Annotated in this window: 15 protein-coding genes; 3 read left to right on the top strand and 12 right to left on the bottom strand. The window is 37.9% G+C overall.

The window, feature by feature from the left end:
• Positions 1-22 precede the first annotated feature (22 nt).
• From CRS_RS19190 to CRS_RS19150, 9 genes are all read right to left on the bottom strand, one after another.
• Entirely contained in the window at positions 23-685 is a 663-nt protein-coding gene (locus CRS_RS19190; RefSeq protein ID WP_142725570.1) for a copper homeostasis protein CutC, read from the bottom strand.
• A gap of 18 nt (positions 686-703) precedes the next feature.
• Positions 704-1258 (bottom strand): hypothetical protein, encoded by a 555-nt coding sequence (locus tag CRS_RS19185; protein ID WP_142725569.1) that lies wholly within the window; start codon positions 1256-1258, stop codon positions 704-706.
• A gap of 76 nt (positions 1259-1334) precedes the next feature.
• Positions 1335-2327, bottom strand: coding sequence for an isoaspartyl peptidase/L-asparaginase family protein (locus CRS_RS19180; protein ID WP_142725568.1), 993 nt, complete (start codon positions 2325-2327; stop codon positions 1335-1337).
• Between the two features lie 155 nt (positions 2328-2482).
• Complete coding sequence (locus CRS_RS19175) at positions 2483-2971, bottom strand: DUF6691 family protein (protein ID WP_142725567.1); 489 nt, start codon at positions 2969-2971, stop codon at positions 2483-2485.
• A 27-nt stretch (positions 2972-2998) separates the two neighbouring features.
• A complete protein-coding gene (locus CRS_RS19170; protein WP_142725566.1) occupies positions 2999-3562 on the bottom strand; it encodes a YeeE/YedE family protein in 564 nt (187 codons plus the stop codon).
• A gap of 10 nt (positions 3563-3572) precedes the next feature.
• Positions 3573-4994: a rhodanese-like domain-containing protein gene (locus CRS_RS19165; protein ID WP_142725565.1), complete on the bottom strand. Its 1422-nt coding sequence runs from the start codon at positions 4992-4994 to the stop codon at positions 3573-3575.
• Between the two features lie 84 nt (positions 4995-5078).
• Complete coding sequence (locus CRS_RS19160) at positions 5079-5861, bottom strand: sulfite exporter TauE/SafE family protein (protein ID WP_142725564.1); 783 nt, start codon at positions 5859-5861, stop codon at positions 5079-5081.
• Positions 5862-6122: 261 nt separating this feature from the next.
• A complete protein-coding gene (locus CRS_RS19155; protein WP_142725563.1) occupies positions 6123-6764 on the bottom strand; it encodes a Crp/Fnr family transcriptional regulator in 642 nt (213 codons plus the stop codon).
• Between the two features lie 8 nt (positions 6765-6772).
• Positions 6773-8971, bottom strand: coding sequence for a family 20 glycosylhydrolase (locus CRS_RS19150; RefSeq protein ID WP_228451300.1), 2199 nt, complete (start codon positions 8969-8971; stop codon positions 6773-6775).
• A gap of 295 nt (positions 8972-9266) precedes the next feature.
• Between CRS_RS19150 and CRS_RS19145 the strand changes: the two genes are divergently transcribed.
• Positions 9267-10073: a DUF4197 domain-containing protein gene (locus tag CRS_RS19145; RefSeq protein ID WP_142725561.1), complete on the top strand. Its 807-nt coding sequence runs from the start codon at positions 9267-9269 to the stop codon at positions 10071-10073.
• Positions 10074-11218: 1145 nt separating this feature from the next.
• Here the strand turns inward: CRS_RS19145 and CRS_RS19140 are convergent.
• Positions 11219-11872, bottom strand: coding sequence for a CoA transferase subunit B (locus CRS_RS19140; protein WP_089696085.1), 654 nt, complete (start codon positions 11870-11872; stop codon positions 11219-11221).
• A gap of 122 nt (positions 11873-11994) precedes the next feature.
• Here CRS_RS19140 and CRS_RS19135 point away from each other — a divergent pair, with 122 nt between their 5' ends.
• Positions 11995-13797: an ABC transporter ATP-binding protein gene (locus CRS_RS19135; protein ID WP_142725560.1), complete on the top strand. Its 1803-nt coding sequence runs from the start codon at positions 11995-11997 to the stop codon at positions 13795-13797.
• A gap of 48 nt (positions 13798-13845) precedes the next feature.
• On the opposite strand, the gene CRS_RS19130 is transcribed toward CRS_RS19135, so the two are convergent.
• A complete protein-coding gene (locus tag CRS_RS19130) occupies positions 13846-14547 on the bottom strand; it encodes a CoA transferase subunit A (RefSeq protein ID WP_002980643.1) in 702 nt (233 codons plus the stop codon).
• Positions 14548-14918: 371 nt separating this feature from the next.
• Between CRS_RS19130 and CRS_RS19125 the strand changes: the two genes are divergently transcribed.
• Positions 14919-16445: a membrane-binding protein gene (locus CRS_RS19125; protein ID WP_142725559.1), complete on the top strand. Its 1527-nt coding sequence runs from the start codon at positions 14919-14921 to the stop codon at positions 16443-16445.
• A 285-nt stretch (positions 16446-16730) separates the two neighbouring features.
• On the opposite strand, the gene CRS_RS19120 is transcribed toward CRS_RS19125, so the two are convergent.
• Positions 16731-19469 (bottom strand): fibronectin type III domain-containing protein, encoded by a 2739-nt coding sequence (locus CRS_RS19120; protein ID WP_142725558.1) that lies wholly within the window; start codon positions 19467-19469, stop codon positions 16731-16733.
• Positions 19470-19575 lie beyond the last annotated feature (106 nt).

Below are 19575 nucleotides of genomic sequence, written 5' to 3'. Positions count from 1 at the left end.
AAATAAGTGTATATAACCCGCATTACTTACTCTTCAACGCAACCACTTCAGCCGGGTTCGCAAAAGCACCGCCATCAGTAATCGCTGAAGAATGGAAATAACCTGCTTTGGTAATCGCTCTTATTTCTTCAATATTAGACGAACGAAGTCCTCCTCCTACAAGGATTTCTATTCTTCCGTTGGAAAGCTCAACCAGTTTTTTGAGATTCTCTTTTCCTTCTCCCACATTGGGTTTCTGGCCGGAGGTAAGAATGGTTGTAAAACCACATTCAATTACTTTTTCTAACGACTCTTCCAGGTTTGCAGCACGGTCAAAAGCACGGTGGAAAGTACATGGAAGCGGTGCCGCTAATTCTACTAAAGCTTTATTCTGTTCAATATTCACCTCATCATTTTCATCCAGAATACCGAATACAAAACCGTCTGCCTGTAAAGATTTCAAATGAACCAAATCATTTTTCATCTGTTCAAACTCTGAATCAGAATAAGTAAAGTCTCCTCCTCTGGGACGGATCATCACAAAAATCGGGATAGTAATTCTTTCACGAAGCTTTTTCATGGTTTCGAAATCCGGAGTGGTTCCCCCTTCACTGAGTCCGTCACAAAATTCTATTCTGTCTGCTCCGTTCTCAAAAGCAATCATTGCTGATTCAGGATTAAAACACGCTATTTCTATTTTTGACATTATTGTATAGGTTTAATTTTATTTCGGTTCGTCCTGCCATACATCTGCAATCAGAAAGGAACCGTTTTCTTTTACTACTTTTATTACTGACGGGTATTCTGCCTTAAAATTCTTATCCGTCAGTACCACATTGAAGAGATATTCATCTTTTGAGGAGCGTTTTAAATCACAGCTTTCAACTTCAATTTTATCCCAATCCTGTGCTGTAATCAGGAAGCCTGCTCCAACACCTGCTTTACTTATATCAAATTTGGATTTCCATTTATCCTGAAATTCTTTATCAGTGAGACTACCCTCAACATCGAGATCTACATTCATGGCATCCGTTTTATACTCAAAATAGTCTTTTGTAGTGATCTGCTGCATATTCTTTTCTTCACTTCCGATATCAGCTTTAAAGTAATCTACAATACTCTTTTCCAACCATTTCTTAGCATCTTCCGCTTCATTGGCTTCATTATTTAAAACTACTTTCTCTTCTGTTTGCTGGGGTCTGGCATCTGTTTTAACCTCCTTCTTTTCTTCTTTGCATGACATGATCAGAAGTAGAGAAGCGATAATCGTTCTTTTCATATTTATTTTATGTTTTGGCTAAAGCCAATGGGTATTTTTATTGGTTTAAATGGGCTAAAGCTCATTCCTAATGAATTTATTTCAAAGCAAATTCAGGTTTTTCAAGACGGTTGCCTTTCTGATCATACACCGCAAAATTGAATCCATCCTGAATACAGTAAGAACCATATTCTCCCTGTTTATTGATGGCAATAAAGCCCACCTGAATATCTTTCAGATTTTTGTTTCTTCTCTGATTGATTTTTACGATTCTGTCTACTGCTTCTTTACAGGCTTCCTGTGGATTTCTGCCTTGTCTCATCAGCTCAACCACAAGATGGGTTCCTACCGTCCTTATGACTTCTTCCCCATGACCGGTTGCGGTTGCTGCTCCCACTTCATTGTCTACAAACAAACCCGCTCCGATAATCGGAGAATCTCCTACTCTGCCATGCATTTTAAAAGCCATTCCACTGGTTGTACAGGCTCCGGAAAGGTTTCCCTGTGCATCCAAAGCGATCATTCCTATAGTATCATGGTTTTCAATATTAGCAATAGGTTTATACTGACTGGTTTTTAACCATTCTTTCCATTCTTTTTCAGATTCCGGAGTAAGGAGATTTTCTTTTTTAAAACCCTGCGAAAGGGCAAACTGTAATGCCCCGTCACCTACCAGCATCACATGGGGTGTTTTTTCCATTACCGCTCTGGCAACGGAAATAGGATTTTTAACATGTTCAAGACATGCAACAGAGCCTATATTATAATTTTCATCCATGATACAGGCATCCAGGGTAACTCTTCCATCTCTGTCCGGCCGGCCGCCATACCCCACACTTCTTTCTTTGGGGTCCAATTCTACGATGCGAACTCCTTTTTCAACCGCATCCAAAGCTTTTCCACCTTTCCCAAGTATCGTCCATGCTTCTTCGTTGGCTTTCAGTCCAAAATTCCAGGTAGAAAGAACAATCGGTTTGTTTACGGCTTTCGTATTTTCCGGGAGCTCTTTTGCAATAAGGTCCAAAGGATTTACAGCCAGCACAAGGGAAGCAGCTGCGGTTTTTTTTATAAAGTTTCGTCTACTTTGCATATAGGTTTATTAGGCCTACAAATTAACAATTTTCCAGCTGGTAGAAAAGTAAAAAGACTGCAGAATAAAGATCTGCAGCCTTTTGTTAATTTAAATCCTCTTTTAATCTAAGATAGATACTATTATTTTATTCTGAATACCTGGAGTTTCTTCTTTCAATGAGGTAATTTATCTCTGAAATATCCATATACCCATGTTCCGGCAATAGCACTCAACAAAGTAACGGATACTGCTAAAGCTCCTGTTCCGATTTGGGCGAACAGTGGTCCTGGACATGCTCCGGTAATAGCCCAGCCGAAACCAAAGATCAGCCCGCCATAAATCTGGCCTTTATTAAACTTTTTAGGGGCAATTCTGATAGGTTCTCCATATACTGTTTTTATATTCAATTTTTTGATCAGCCATACTGAGATCATTCCTACCAATACAGCACTTCCAATGATTCCGTACATATGGAAAGACTGCAGACGGAACATTTCCTGTATTCTGAACCAGCTGATCACTTCTGCTTTTACGAAAATAATCCCAAAAATAATCCCTGCTGCAAGATACTTCAGGTTGTGATACCATGGATGTGTAGGAATGCTTTCGTTTATACAGACAGCCTCCTGATGACTTATGTTCTGTTCTTTTTCTTTTATCATGATATAAATTTCTTTATTACATTATACTTACAGTGAAAGGATGAAAGGCAGGATGATATTCGCCATTAAAAATCCTCCGATCATAAAACATATTGTTGCCACCAAAGAAGGCCACTGCAGATTGGAAAGCCCCATAATAGCATGTCCGCTGGTACATCCTCCCGCATATCTTGTTCCGAAACCTACCAAAAATCCTCCTGCAACCATTGTTATAAATCCTCTTATTGTCAGCAGATTTTCAAAATTCATAAGCTGTTCGGGAACCATATTACTGTAATCTGTAATTCCGTAGCCGGCCAATTCTGCTTTCAGTTCAGGGTTTACCGTTATTTCATTGGGATTAACCAAAAAATGGGCAGCAATCATCCCTCCGAAGAAGATTCCCAGTACAAAAAATAAATTCCATACTTCCTTTTTCCAGTCATATTTGAAGAAATTCACACTGGCAGGTATGCAGGCTGCACAGATATGTCTCAGTGAAGAGCTTATACCAAAGGATTTATTACCCATAATCAGTAAGGCAGGTACGGTAAGTCCGATCAGCGGGCCGGCAATATACCACGGCCACGGTTCTTTTATCATTTCCAGCATTTTTTATTTTTTAATTTAATGTATTTAAAATTTTAGTCTGACAGACAAAGTCACTTTTGGGAACACCTGTTGCTGCAATAGCTTTGAAGCCTCCTTCAATTTCTGTAAAATTCCTGTATCCTCTTGCCTGAAGGATGCTTGCTGCCATAGTACTTCTGTAGCCGCTTCCACAGTGCATGTAGAAATGTTCCGCAGGATCTAAATTACGAATCCATTCATTGATATAGGCCAAAGGTTTGCTGTAAGCTTCATGAATATGTTCCGCATTGTACTCGCTTTCTCTTCTTATATCGATGATCTTTACTTCTCCCTCTTTTATTTCAGCTTCAAACTGCTCAGCAGAGATACGATTGACCAAGTCTGTTTCTTTTCCACTCTTTTGCCATGCTTCAAAACCTCCTTCCAAAAATCCTAAAATATTGTCGAACCCTACTCTGCTCAACCGGGTTACAGCCTCTTCTTCAGATCCTTTTTCAGTTATCAGCAGAATAGGCTGGTTCACATCAGCAATTAAAGCGCCTACCCATGGGGCAAAATCACCATCCAATCCTATGTTAATGGATTGCGGGATAAAACCTCCGGCAAATGTTCTGTTATTTCTTACATCTAAGATTAAAGCTCCTGAAGCTTCAGCAATTTCCTCAAACTGTTGTGAATCCATGGCATGTAACCCTTGTGAAAGAATTTTATCAAAACTGCTGTATCCTTTTTTGTTCATCATGACATTCATCCCGAAATAAGCCGGTGGAGGTAAAAGTCCGTCCGTAACTTCTTTAATAAAGCTCTCCCGGTCTTTCTGATTTAAAGCATAATTGGTTCTTTTTTGGTTTCCTAATGTATCCACAGTCTCTTTCTGCATATTTTTACCACAGGCCGAACCGGCTCCGTGAGCTGGGTAGACAATAATCTCGTCATCTAAAGGTAAAATCTTATTGTACAGACTATCGTATAAAAGGCCAGCTAAGTCCTCCTGAGTCATATCCGCTCCTTTCTGTGCCAGGTCCGGACGTCCTACATCCCCAAGGAATAACGTATCACCACTGAAGAGTACTTTCTCAGCTCCATTTTCATCAATCAGCAGATAGCATGAACTTTCAAGGGTGTGTCCCGGTGTATGAAGAACCTTAATTTTGATGTTTCCAATTTCAAATATTTGTTCATCCTCTGCAATAATGGCCTCAAAATCAGGATTGGCCGTTGGTCCATAGACAATTGGGGTACCTGTTTTATGGCTTAAATCAAGATGTCCGCTGACGAAATCTGCGTGAAAATGGGTTTCAAAAATATATTTCAATTCTACTTCATCTTCTTTCAGTCTGTTGATATAAGGCTGAGTTTCTCTTAAAGGGTCAATAATAGCAGCTTCTCCGGCTGAGGTGATGTAATAAGCTCCCTGTGCCAGGCAACCTGTATAAATCTGTTCTATTTTCATTGTATTTATTTTTTGATTTTGTTATCTGGTACAAATTTCCTGCTTTCTTTTTGCCTCCACAGCTACTTTTGTTACATAAGAGCATTAAAGGAAAATTTCTTTCGTAATAATATAAATACCCATAATCAGGATAAACCAACCGAATGCCGGTTTCAGTTTTTTACCGTCAATCTTTTTTGATAATTGAGAACCTATGACTATTCCTGCTATGGCAATGACTGTAATCGAAATCAACAGTTTCCAATCTATTTTCATATGATTGACAGAAGAAAAGAATCCAATCAAAGAATTCAGGGAGATAATGACCAGAGAAGTTCCTATCGCAATTTTCATAGGGATTTTCAGCAGATTGACCAGTGCAGGAATGATCATAAATCCTCCTCCAGCTCCCACCAACCCGGTTAAAACACCTACTATTGAACCCTGTCCTGCTGCCTGGAAAACATTATTCTTATCGGTTTTATGTTCTGAAGTATTTTTTCTTATCATTTTATAAGAAGCCAGAATCATTAAACCAGCAAAAATCAGCAGTAAAAAAATATTTCTGGTCATGATAAAGTTCTGTATTCTGAATATTTCCTCAGGAATCAAGGGAAGAAGGTATGTTCTGGTCAGAAAAATAGAAACTATGGAAGGAACTCCAAAGACCATTGCAATTTTAAAGTTGATCAATCCTTTTTTAAAATATGACACCGAACCTACAAGGCTGCTTATCCCTACTACAAAAAGAGAATATTCTGTTGCTATAAAGGCGTCGATACCAAAAAGATAAACGAGGACAGGAACGGTGAGGATACTTCCTCCACCTCCTATTAAACCGAGAGAAATGCCGATAAAAACAGCTGCTGTATATCCTATAATTTCCATTTTACAATTCAAATAATTATGATGCAAAAATGGGAAAGCGGGAGGAGGGCTACAGCTACTTTTGTTACATAAGGAAATTTTTTAACACGAATGAGCACTAATAGGCGCACAAAGAAGTTTTTTAGAAGTAGAGTAATTGCTCTTCCGATTGCTTCATCTACGGTTCGCAATGACTTTTACCACCCGTCAAAAATCCTTTTAATTTTCGTCACTCCTTCAGACGGGGGAATGTGAGTCCCTTTGATTAGATTGAAGTGGAGTTTATAAATTGAGGGATTTCAGGAGAACGATTTTATTTCTGCCCAGCTTAAGTTTTCCGTCTTCTTCTAACTGTTTCAGAAGTCTTGACACTACTACTCTTGCGGTTCCCAGTTCATTGGCAAGCTGTTCGTGCGTTGTATGAATGATTTCAGAACCGGTAAGTTCACATTTTTTCTGCAACAGACTGAGAAGCCTTTCATCTACTTTTTTGAAAGCGATGGCATTAATGATATCCAACAGCTCTTCAAATCTTTTATGATACAATCTGAAAATATAATCCAGCCATTCCGGATGTTCTTTGATGAATAAAGACACTTTATCTATCGGTAAAAAAAGGATTTCCGCATCTTCTTCAATTTCCGCTTTCACAATACTTTTCTCATTATGCATTCCGCCCAGGAAAGACATAATACAGCTCTCTCCCGCTTTGATGTAATACAGTAAAATTTCACGTCCGTCTTCTTCTGTTCTGATGACTTTCAGCATTCCTTTCATCACAATAGGAATAGAACGGATGGAGGCATTTTCATCTAAAATAATATCTCCTTCATGGTAATTTTTTGTTGTACCATACTGATACAGCTTTTCTACCAGATCCGGTGATGATGAAAATTCGGAAGAAAGTATGGTATTGTTCTGCATTTTTTATTCTAATTTACACCAATTTCATCAACAAACAACCATGCTTTGGAATCTGCTCCGGGATTTCCTGCCGGGATAATTCCTGCATTTTCAATATTAACCTTCAGATATTTCGCATTCTGTGATCCTACATTTACTTTGATTTTGCCATGGGCATCCTGAATTTCCGATGCCCCGATTTCTTTGATCAGTTTAAAATTCCTGTTATCATCAGAAACAAAAATCTTTGCCGATCTGGCCAAATGAATCCAGCTTCCTTTATTTTCAAGAGTATTAAAATAAACTTCCGAAAAAGCGGTTTTCTGACCAAAATCTATTGTTGCCACTACATCTTTCCCCTGGAAACCCAGCCATGTTTTCCCCAGCTGTTTTACGTTTCCAATAATACCGTCTACCAGAGTAAAAGCGCCTCCAAAAGAATAATTTTCACTTGGTTGCTGCTCAAGAGTTATTTTTTTTCCTGTTGTTTTTGAAACAGTAAATTCCTGCGTAGATACAGCACTCTTCAGCTGCCCCTCTTCGAAATAAGCAGACTTAAGGGTTAAAGAATTAGGAATCTGAACTGCATTCTGATAGGTTTTAGAATTGATAGAGGGAATTGTCCCATCCAAAGTATATCTGATGCCATTCGCATTCTGTGAAGTTGACAGCTCATAAGCAATTCCGTTATTGGAAGGAATTACTTTTCCGGTAATGTTATAGATGCTTCTTGCATAGTTCACTTTCATTTCATCCAGAATTTTGAAATGGCTGATCACTCTGTTTTCAAATTCTTTATAGTTTTTAGAATCCGATGTTCCCCATCCCACTTCAGAAAGCGCCATTAATCTTGGAAAGATCATGTACTGCACATGTTTAAAATCCAAAATATATTCTGTCCATAGGTTAGCCTGAACTCCCAAGATATATTTGGCCTGCTCTGCATTCAGTTCGGAAGGAACAGGATTGTAAGAATATACTTTTTCCAAAGGTGTAAAACCTCCAAACGCATTAGGCTCCGACTGCGGATCTCCCTGATAGTGGTCAAAATAGCAGTAAGCTCCCGGTGTCATTACAGCAAAATGCTTTGATTTTGCAGCTTCAATACCTCCGTTTACTCCAGTCCAGCTCATTACCGCAGCATTTGGGGCTAATCCGCCTTCTAAGATTTCGTCCCAACCGATGATTTTCCGGCCTTTGCTGTTGACATATTTTTCAATCCGATGAATAAAGTAGCTCTGTAAGCCATGTTCATCTTTCAAATTGTTCTTCTTAATCAATTCCTGGCAGTGTGCACATTCTTTCCATCGTGTTTTCGGACACTCGTCACCACCGATATGGATGTATTGTGATGGAAATAATTTGATGACCTCGTCCAAAACATTTTCCAGAAAAGTAAATGTTTCATCTTTCGGGCAGAAAACATCATCAAAGACGCCCCATTTTGTAGCCACTTCAAAAGGGCCTTTTGTACATGCCAGTTCAGGATATGCGGACAGGGCTGCCAAGGCATGTCCGGGCATTTCTATTTCCGGAACAACAGTAATATGCCTGTCCTGAGCATATTTTACCACCTCTTTTATCTGTTCCTGAGTATAAAAATAAGGCCCGTAAGGCGTACCATCAAATATGTTGTCAACGTAAGCGCCGATCATGGATTCCTTACGTTTTGAACCAATCTGAGTAAGCTTCGGATATTTTTTGATTTCAATCCTCCATCCCTGATCATCCGTTAAATGCCAGTGGAAAGTGTTCAGTTTATACATCGCCAGATAGTCGATATACTGCTTCACCTCATCCACTGTAAAAAAATGACGGCACACATCCAGATGCATTCCTCTCCATGCGAATTTTGGCTGATCCTCAATTTTTAAAGCAGGAATTTTCTTAGTTTCTTTGTATTGTTCGAAAATCTGAATCAAAGTCTGCAGCGCAAGGAAATAGCCTTGTCTGGTGTAAGATTTTATATGAATCTGCTTCGGAGAAATTTCTATGGAATAATATTCTTTTTTCTGTTCATTTCCTGCTGAGGGCAATGAAAGCGTAGCGTATACCAAATGAATCCCTTCCCCTTTCTGCATATCTTTGAATTTAAACTGAGAGCTTAAACGGTTTTTAAAATATTCAGTCTCTTCTTTTGGCAGATTACTGCTTAACAGCAGTGTTTCCGGAATTACAAATTCTCCCTGCTGAAGTTCAAGTTTTTGAGGATAAGGAATTAAATTCAATCTATTTTGGGCCAAAATTAGGTTCGAAATCAAAATGAAAAATACTAAAAGCGTCCGTATCATTGGATGGGATTAAGGTTTTAGCTAAGATAATTATTTTTCAAAACTCCGGAGCCTTTTTAGAAACAAAATTCAGCATCTTACATTGTTTGGACCCCTGTGAAATGGACGACTTACAGTTGTTATGCCATGTACATAGAAATTGTTCTATTATATTCTGTGTATTATGGTTTGTTTTTTGATCAAATTTGACAACTTAAAAAATTAAAAGGTTTAAATTTGTAAAAAAAATACGATGAAAAAAAACATTTTTCTGGCAGCCGGATTATTATTTTCAATGTCAGCACAGGCACAGATTTTAGATATCATAAAATCAGCTGTAAAAGACAAAACAGGTGTAGACCTTAATGTTCCTGTAAAAAATAATGGTACAGCAACTTCCCCCACCACTACAGGGCAGTCTAATCATTCATCTGCCAATCTTGGTAACCTTACTTCCACGCAAATCTCTTCGGGATTGAAAGAGGCTTTAAGCATGGGGGTAACTGATGGAGTTAAAAAACTGGCGGTAACTGACGGTTTTTTCAAAAACGAAGCAGTAAAAATCTTAATGCCTGAAAAGTTAAGAAAAATTGATACAACCTTACGTTCCATTGGAATGGGAAGTCTTGCTGATGAAGGGGTAAAGTTATTGAACAGAGCCGCTGAAGATGCCGTAACGGAAGCTGCACCCATTTTCACCAATGCGATCACTTCTATGACCATTACAGATGCCAAAAATATTCTGTTAGGCAGTAATAATGCAGCAACAAATTACCTTCAGGGAAAGACCCAGACTCAGCTTTTCAATGCTTTTCAGCCTAAAGTAAAAGCTTCGTTAGGAAAAGTAGGGGCCGATACGCTTTGGAAAAATCTGATTTCAAAATATAATACCTTTACAGGACAGTCTGTAACAACAGATCTTAACGAGTATGTTACTACAGAAACCATTAACGGAGTGTTCAAAATGGTGGCAGATAAGGAAAGCGGAATCAGAAATACACCTGCTATGAGAACGACAAGTATTCTGCAGAAAGTTTTTGGGGCACAGGATGGGAAATAAATAAGATAATATTAGACTAAATATAGAAGCTGCATGATGAGGCAGCTTTTTTGTTGGGTTTAATTTCTTTTGTCCTGAAACAAAAGAAACAAAAATTCAAGACCTGGGACCTCTCCGCTAAAAATAAATCCTGTTCTCTAAAAATTCTAAACTTGCGCGAATTCATTATTTCTTTATCGGTTCTGAATTTCTCTCGCGCTTCAGACAGAAGAATTTTCTTGACGTTCACAGGATTTATTTTTTTCACGCTACGATTTCCTATGTCATTTTAAAGTTATCATAGCACTATTGGTCTGAGTATAAATGAACAAAAGCTATGTTTTTGTCATCTACTTTCTTTTGTCTTAAAACAAAAGAAACAAAAATTCAAGACTTGGATCTCTCCGCTAAAAATAAATCCTGTTCTCTAAAAATTCTAAACTTGCGCGATAGCATCATTTCTTTATCGGTTCTGAATTTCTCTCGCGCTTCGGACAATAGAATTTTCTTAACGTTCACAGGAGTTATTTTCTTCACGCTACGATTTCCTATGTCATTTTAAAGTTATCATAGAACTATTGGTCTGAGTATAAATGAACAAAAGCAATGTTTTTGTTATCTAATTTCTTTTGTCCTGAAACAAAAGAAACAAAAGTTCAAGACCTGGACCTCTTCGCTAAAAATAAATCCTGTTCTCTAAAAATTCTAAACTTGCGCGAATTCATTATTTCTTTATCGGTTCTGAATTGGTCTCGCGCTTCGGACAATAGAATTTTCTTGACGTTCACAGGATTTATTTTTTTCACGCTACGATTTCCTATGTCATTTTAAAGTTATCATAGCACTATTGGTGTGAGTATAAATGAACAAAAGCTATGTTTTTGTTATCTACTTTCTTTTGTCTTGAAACAAAAGAAACAAAAATTCAAGACCTGGACCTCTCCGCTAAAAATAAATGCTGTTCTCTAAAAATTCTAAACTTGCGCGAATTCATTATTTCTTTATCGGTTCTGAATTGGTCTCGCGCTTCGGACACAAGAATTTTCTTAACGCTCAAAGCATTTATTTTTTTAATGCTCCGATCTCCTATGTCGTTTATTTCTCAAGATTTATAAAAAGTTTCGGCCTCACTTTGTGAGGCCGAAACTTTTTTATTTTTAAACAGATTAAAACTGCATTTCAGGAATTTCTCCTTCAATGATCAGATCTGCTTCTGTCGCTTTAACAATATCTTCTACTGAGACACCCGGTGCTCTTTCCACCAGTTTGAACCCTGCCGGGGTTACATCCAGAACAGCTAACTCAGTGACCACTTTTTTCACACAGTTTACTCCTGTCAAAGGAAGTGTACATTTCTTAAGGATTTTGCTTTCTCCTGCTTTATTTACATGCATCATCGCAACAATAATATTTTCAGCAGAAGCTACAAGATCCATGGCACCTCCCATTCCTTTCACCATCTTTCCCGGAATTTTCCAGTTGGCAATATCTCCGTTCTCTGAAACCTCCATAGCTCCAAGGATGGTAAGGTCTACTTTCTGACCACGGATCATCCCGAAACTGAATGCGGAATCAAAAAAAGAACCTCCTTCTAATATAGTGATAGTCTGTTTTCCGGCATTGATGATATCAGCATCTTCTTCTCCTTCGAAAGGGAAAGGCCCCATCCCCAACACTCCGTTCTCACTCTGGAATTCTACGGAAATACCTTCCGGAACATAGTTGGCAACCAAAGTAGGAATTCCAATTCCCAGGTTTACATAATAACGATCTTTCAGTTCTTTTGAAATTCTTTTGGCAATTTGTTCTTTTGTAAGCATAATAAAAACTTAGACTGCAATTTAATTATTTTCACTTGAATACAAAAGGCCTTTGTTGTATTCAATAATTAACACTGTTAGTTAAAATAATATCTGTAATTTTGCTTCATTATTTTAACAGAATGAAAATACTTTTTAGATATCTTAAACCTTATCAGTGGCTGATTATCATTTCTTTGTTTCTGGCTACTATTAATCAGGTTTTTTCTTTATTTGCACCGGCTATTACAGGAAACATCCTGGATCAGCTGGTTACGCACCCTAATTTTTTTGATAAGGAAAAACTGCTACCCAGAAACCTGAATGAATATTTATATGGAAGCTCCGCATATCATGGTGCTTTTTATTTCCTGGGGCTTCTGATCGGAACAGCAATGGTAAGTAGAATTGCCAAGGCTTTTCAGGATTATGTGGTAAGCGTTATTACACAAAAATTCGGAGCAAAAATATTTACAGATGGTTTAAAACATTCTATGGCCCTGCCTTATCAGGAATTTGAGGATCAGAGAAGTGGAGAAACACTTTCAATTTTAACGAAAGTAAGAGAAGATACCGTAAAATTCATTACGAATTTCATCAATATCTTCTTCGGAATTCTGGTGAGCATTATTTTTGTTTCCGTATATGCGATCCGCTTACACTGGTCTATTATGCCGGTTTATATCTGCGGAATTTTCTTTATTGCCATTGTTACGAATTTACTGAGCAAAAGAATAAAAGTCATCCAGAAAAATATTGTGACTGAAACCACAGCTTTAGCTGGAAGTACTACAGAAAGTTTAAGAAACATCGAGATTGTTAAAAGTTTAGGATTAACCAGCCAGGAAGTAATCCGTTTAAATAACAATACCTATAAAATCCTTGGTCTTGAACTGAGAAAGGTGAAAAGCATCCGTTCTTTGAGTTTTATCCAGGGAACAATGGTCAATTTTCTTCAACAGATGATTACGCTGACCTTATTGTATTTAATTTTCAAAAACATTGTGACTCCGGGTCAGTATCTGTCTCTCATGTTTTATGGTTTCTTTATTTTTGGGCCTATGCAGGAGATTGGAAATATCATTATTTCTTACCGTGAGGCAGAGGCTTCTCTTCAGAATTTTGACCGTTTAATGAAAAAGGAAGTGGAAGAAAAACCACTTCACCCAAAACAGATCGGTGCCATTGAAGAACTGGAATTCAAGCATGTTTCTTTCAAACATCAGTCAGCCCAGTACAAAGCTCTGAATAATATATCCTTTGATGTCAAAAACGGAGAAACTATTGCATTTGTAGGACCAAGCGGCTCCGGAAAAAGTACCCTCGTCAAATTACTGGTTGGGCTGTACAGACCTCAGGAAGGAAATATCTTTTATAATGGAATTAATGGAAAAGAATTTGATTTTGATGAACTGAGAAACCAGATTGGTTTTGTAACCCAGGATACCCAATTATTTGCAGGAACCATTAAAGAAAACCTTCTTTTTGTTAATCCTTCAGCTTCTGAAGAAGAACTGGCAATTGCTTTGCAGAAATCGAGCTGTACGGCGTTGCTGGAAAGAGCAGAAAAAGGCATTGAAACCGTTATCGGTGAAGGCGGTCTGAAGCTGAGTGGCGGTGAAAAACAAAGAATTGCTATCGCAAGGGCTCTTTTAAGAAAACCTCATCTTTTGATCTTTGACGAAGCCACATCTGCACTGGACAGTATCACTGAAGAGGAAATTACGTCTACCATAAAAGACATTTCCAAAGAAAGAGAACAAATTACCGTCCTTATTGCACACCGTCTAAGTACCATCATGCATGCAGACAAAATCTATGTTCTGGAACGCGGACAGATCGTAGAAACAGGCTCCCATGATCACCTGATTGCTGAAAAAGGACTTTACTACGCCATGTGGAGACAACAGATCGGAGAAAGAAAAACGCTTACTCCCCAGGCATAAAAAAAGCGCTGAAACTGTTTTCAGCGCTTTTTATTTTATTATTTAAGCTTATTCTTTAGGTCTTACTGTTCTCTGCTCGATTCTTTTTTCAAATTTTTCTCCCTGGAAAATTCGCTGAACCATGATTCCCGGAATATGAATTTCATTGGGGTCTAATTGCCCCGGTTCTACCAGTTCTTCTACTTCAGCAATAGTAATCTTTGCAGCACCCGCCATCGGATGGTTGAAGTTTCTCGCAGAGCCTTTGAAAATAAGGTTTCCTGCATGATCTCCTTTCCATGCTTTTACGATAGAAAAGTCTGCATCGTAAGCATGCTCAAGGATATGAGGTTTTCCTTTGAATTCTTTTACTTCTTTTCCTTCTGCCACTTCAGTCCCGTAACCTGCAGGGGTGTAAAAAGCAGGAATCCCCGCCTGAGCAGCTCTGCACTTCTCAGCTAAAGTTCCCTGTGGAGTAAGTTCTACATCCAGTTCCCCGGAAAGCATCTGTCTTTCAAATTCAGCATTTTCTCCTACATAAGAGGAGATCATTTTCTTAATCTGTCTTTTGTGAAGCAATAATCCTAATCCGAAATCATCTACTCCCGCATTGTTTGAAATACAGGTCAGATCTTTCACATCGCTTTCTACCAAAGCATTGATTGAGTTTTCCGGGATACCGCAAAGTCCGAATCCGCCAAGCATCAGTGTCATTCCATCTTTAATTCCTTCGATGGCTTCCTTTGCGTTTTTTACTCTTTTATCTATCATGAAATATTAGATTTTTCTGTTGGCTAAATTTAATAAATTTTCCTGTATATCTGATGAATGGAAAAGCCTTTGAAGTTCCACACTGTTTTTCCACCATATAAAACAATAGTAATCAAATTCTTACCAGTAAAAATGAACAGATCTGTTCATTTTTTATAGCATTTTTCATCCATTTGATTTATCTTTGGGGCTTTAAAATCAGAAATACAGCATATTTGTTGTTCTGGAATATCATTTTTAAACACAATTTTAATGTAGAAATTATTTTATGACAGGCAGCTATTGCCTTTTCACTTCTTGTGATCTATACAAAGATCTTCTTATATCAATCGTTACATTAATCATATTAAATATTAAGCTTACATAAAAACATGAAAAAATTATTTACCTCAGCATTACTTGCACTGGTACTCAGCATCAATGTATGCGCACAGGAGAAAACTTATTTCGATGAAAACTGGGAAAAAACCACTCAGGATAAAATGGAATATTATCGTGAAACAATTGCTAAAGGAAAACTTATCCTTATCCGGGACTTTTATAAAAACGGAAAACTTCAGATGGAAGGCCTGGCTTCTGATACCACTCCCGGCAGTGAAGTTTTTGATGGCAAAGTGACATGGTATACCCCTGAAGGAAAAGTTATGAGTATGGTAACTTATTCTGACGGTAAACAGATTGGTGCTTCACAGTCTTATGACGAAGCAGGCAGACTGACAGAAGATGTGATATATAAAGCTGACGGGAATTTTTCAGGAAAGATGTTCACTTATAAAGATGCTGAAGAAGGAGTTGATTTTAATATCCTGGTTGATTATGAAAACTCGATACCTGTCAAAACAACGGTTTATGATGATGACATTAAGGGTATCAGAAGTGAAACCATTACCGGTAAGGACTACAATACTGAAACAAAATATTATGGGGATAAGGGGAAATATCTGGGAAGCGGCACCACCAGTCCGGGTGAAAATATGGTCGTTGATTATTATTCCAACCCGATGAGGATTTCCAGGATAGAGAAATACAGAAAGGACGGCAGTGTAAAGGAAGGTGTATCCTATAGCAAAAGCGGAAAGGTTTTACAGGAACAGAAAATGAATAAGAAAGATGGCTATAAAACCACTTATGATGAATCAGGTAAAAAAATAGGACATCTTATCTATCAGTATGATAAGGAAAGCGATATTTACAACCCAACAGATGGTGAAGATTACCAGATTTCTTATTCACAGATTTCGTCGATAGATATTTATGAAAAAGGCTCGATTGTGACCAGTAAGCTTTTTGATGAAAACGGGAAATTATCCTATGAAAAGTTCTTAAAAGATGACATCACCCAGGAAATTAAATATTATGCTCCTGATGGAACATTGAAATCAACATTAACGTATAAAGATGGTATTCCTTATAGTGGTTCATCTTATGAAGGCTTTAATGAAACAGTTTATAAGAACGGTATTATTTCGAATATCAAAAACTTTTTTGAAGATCATACGCTGAATTATGAGAAAAAGCTGAATGCTAAGCAAACAAGCTATGAAACAACTGTTTATGACAGAAAAGGCACTGTTCTGTATACTTTTTCACAACCTGTGAGTGAAGACGGAGAAGATTATTCCTTTACGGCACAAATTACACAATATGTAAAAGGTAAGCCTGCCAATAAGTCTTCTGTAAAAGAAGGTGTTATTCAATCCGGAAAAATCAGACTGAAAACAGTAGATGGCGCCAAAGAACTTGAACGTAACGGAAAATGGGTTCTTTTAAGACTTTATAATACGGATGGAAAGCTTATTCAGGAAACGAAGACGCTGGCCGATGCTCAGGATGAAAATGCCTCTGCTGAAAACCAGACGCTGTTAAGTGAGGATGATCTGTACAATCAGTTTGACTAATTATCACAACTATAATATCAAAGGCGATTTCAATTTTTGAAATCGCTTTTTTTATTTGTCCACAAATGACATAGATTTTTATAAATCTATGTGAACTTATCGATGCAAGAGTCTCCTCTTCATTAACTTTAAGTGTTTAAAAACTTTTGTGACTTTTGCGGTTTGTTTTGCCCACAGATGACGCAGATTTTCAAAGATGATTATGGGAAATTATATTTTTTATTGATATAAAAAGAGACCATCATTTCTGACAGTCTCTTCGCTATGATTGTGTTTTAGTTTACCTTATTGAATAATCAGCTTTAAAGTAAACAGTTTTCTTCCGTGTACTTTTACAAAATAAACGCCCGCAGGAAGATTTTCGTTCACAAGAGAAAAACGCTGGTTATTGATATTTTTTGATACATACAGCAGTTCTCCCGAAGCTGAAACCAATTCGATTTTCTCAATCGGGTAATCACTTTTAATAAAAGTAGGCTGTCCCGGTTTGGTTGGGTTTGGATACAAGACTACATTTTTCTCTGTGCTTCTTGTTTCTTCAGTTCCCAAAGTAGGTGAAGTTACCTGGAACTGTACCCTGTTTGAAACTTCGGTATAGGAATCATTGGTAAACATTACCATATAGTAATTCCCTGGCGTTGCAGGTACAGCTGTTCCCTGGATGGTTTTTGTTCCCTGAGTCACTCCGTCAAAATAGGTGTACGAAACAAAATTATCATCCGGAGTCTGAACACTTTGAGGATAAATTCCTAACCAGTCTTTAATGATTCCCGGAGAATCCGTCCAGGAAGCGGTAATATTTTCGCCTAAAGTATAAACTGGTTTGTTGATCCAAAGATCTGTAACAATATCCCCTACTTTAAAAAATACCTTCTCCCCGATTCCGTTATATCCGTCTTCCAGTAAATACTGGGCATAATAATATCCTTTTGGAAGTCCTGTAAAATTAAGAGTTCCGGATGCTGTTGTTACATAACTCCATTTGATAGAGGCTGTAGTTCCCGGAGTTTGTCCCATTTTATAAATTCCAATCCAGTCTTTCTGTAAGTTGGGACCGTTTGTAAAATTAATAGTAACAGTTCCTCCTACAGGATAAGTATCAGCAGTAGTCTGCAGCTGTACCTTCGGTCCTACGTAGAAGTTTTTTCTTGGAGTGATTTCTGTATAACCACCATTGGCGAAGAATCCTGCAAAATACTGGCCTTTATTCGGAAGACCATTATTGAAAGTTACGGTTCCTGCTGTCTGTCCGTTCGCATAAATATATCCTTGTGAAGTTGTTGTTGCCGGAGTTTGTCCTTTCTTATAAATTCCTACCCAATCCTGCTGATTTCCCGGCCCTCCTGTGAAAGTCGCTGTAATCGGTTCGTTCTGGGCATATTCTGTTTTATTTAAAGTAAAAGTTGGGTTTGACACCACGCTCCCTGTAATTTCGAACTGTTTCACATCACTCCAGTCACTCCACTCCAGGTTTCTGTCCCTGTAACGTGTTTTTACATAATAAATCCCGTTCGGAATAGAATTCGCTGCCAATGTTGCTTTTGTGATGTCTACACCATCATTCAGATTTTTGGTTTTATCCGGAGTTCCGTTTCCGTCTTTTCCGAACCAGTTTTCAAAGTCTCGGTAAAATTCTTTTTCAATTACAGAAAAATTTGAAGCTTTACTGATCAGGAATTGAGTTGTATTCAACAGCTCTCCGTTGGAAGAAGAAAACGCACTTCCATTCAATGTTAAAGGTAAAGTAATCGGACCTGAAAAATTGTTTGTAATCGATGGTTTCGCCGGCTTAGGCTGATTTTTATACCTGTGGAAAGAATCTACCAGTACATTGTTTTTCTTATTGTACACCCCACCGATAGAATAGCATTCAACATCTACCTTTCCGGTTGGAACATCTACTTCCACGATCTGGTATGTCCAGTCTGTCAACGTTTTCTGAACATCGTCAAAATCCTGTTCATTGGACATTCCCCAATACTGATCCCACGCTGTTCCTCCGGAAATAATCTGATAGTTTGGAGTATTTTTAAGCTGCCCTCTATGATATAAATGATGGTGAGCTCCAACGTGCATCAGATATTTGTTAGAAGTTACCAGAAGCGGCACCGCATTTTCTCTTACCCATGTAGAGATATCTCCTACATACTGCTCAGCCTGATAAGGTCTGTGGCTTAAAGAAATAATCCAGTCTACAGTCGGATCATCATTAGCTGCGGTTAAGATCTGCTGAAGCCAGGTCTGCTGTGCTGATCCTGTATGCTCGGAACTTAAACTTACAAATAAAACGTTCCCGGCCTGCTGAGCATAGTAATTCTCATTTCCGGAACTTATATTCTTATATTTAATTTCGTCAATATAAAAGTGGGCATAATAAGAGTTCATTCCTAAAGAACCATAGGTTTCATGATTTCCTACTGTTGTCTGAATGGGCAGGTAAGGAGATAATTTGATATTCTTTTTAAAGTGAACATTCTCATAGTGATCCAGTGTTCCCACATCCACCTGGTCTCCCACCATAAAAGTAAGGGAAATATTATCTGACGGATCTGAAGTCGCTCCGAACTTTTCTTTTAATTTTTTATAGGCATTCAGCGTAAGCGTATCATATCTTGGCTCTGCTTTGATCTGGTTGTCTCCCATGATAAGAAAACGAATCTTTCCATTGGACGTTGCAGCCTGTCCTGGCATGGGAAGTGTTCTGAAATTATAAACAGCAGACTCGCTGGTTCCTGTTTTTATCTTATAATAATACTTCGTATTCGGCTGAAGATTGGCAATCTTTGCCGTATGATAATAGTAGTTATTGTTGTATCCCGTATCTGAAAAGATATTGGTGGTTCCGGTTACCGTCACGTTCAGATTTGTAGGAGAATCCCCGTAGATCACTGTTGTTTCATTATTGGAAGAAGTTTTCCAGTTGACGATCATAGAATTCGGAGTGGGATTTTGTAAATAAGGAAACAAAACCTGCCCGAAAGCCATCTGGACCGCGAAACAAAAAAAGAAGAAATAATGTTTCATAATCGTTTTCGTTTTAAAATAACATATAGAATTTCGAATGGTAAATGAGTCATTTAAAAATCTTTGTTGTGATTTTTATTTCGGGCAAAAGTAGAGTTCATATATA

Origin of the sequence: Chryseobacterium sp. ON_d1, from assembly GCF_006829085.1 — a bacterium.
In the GTDB taxonomy this organism is placed as follows: Bacteria; Bacteroidota; Bacteroidia; order Flavobacteriales; family Weeksellaceae; genus Chryseobacterium.
Note: the sequence above shows the minus strand (reverse complement) of the source record. Positions and strands in the feature narration are given on the sequence as shown.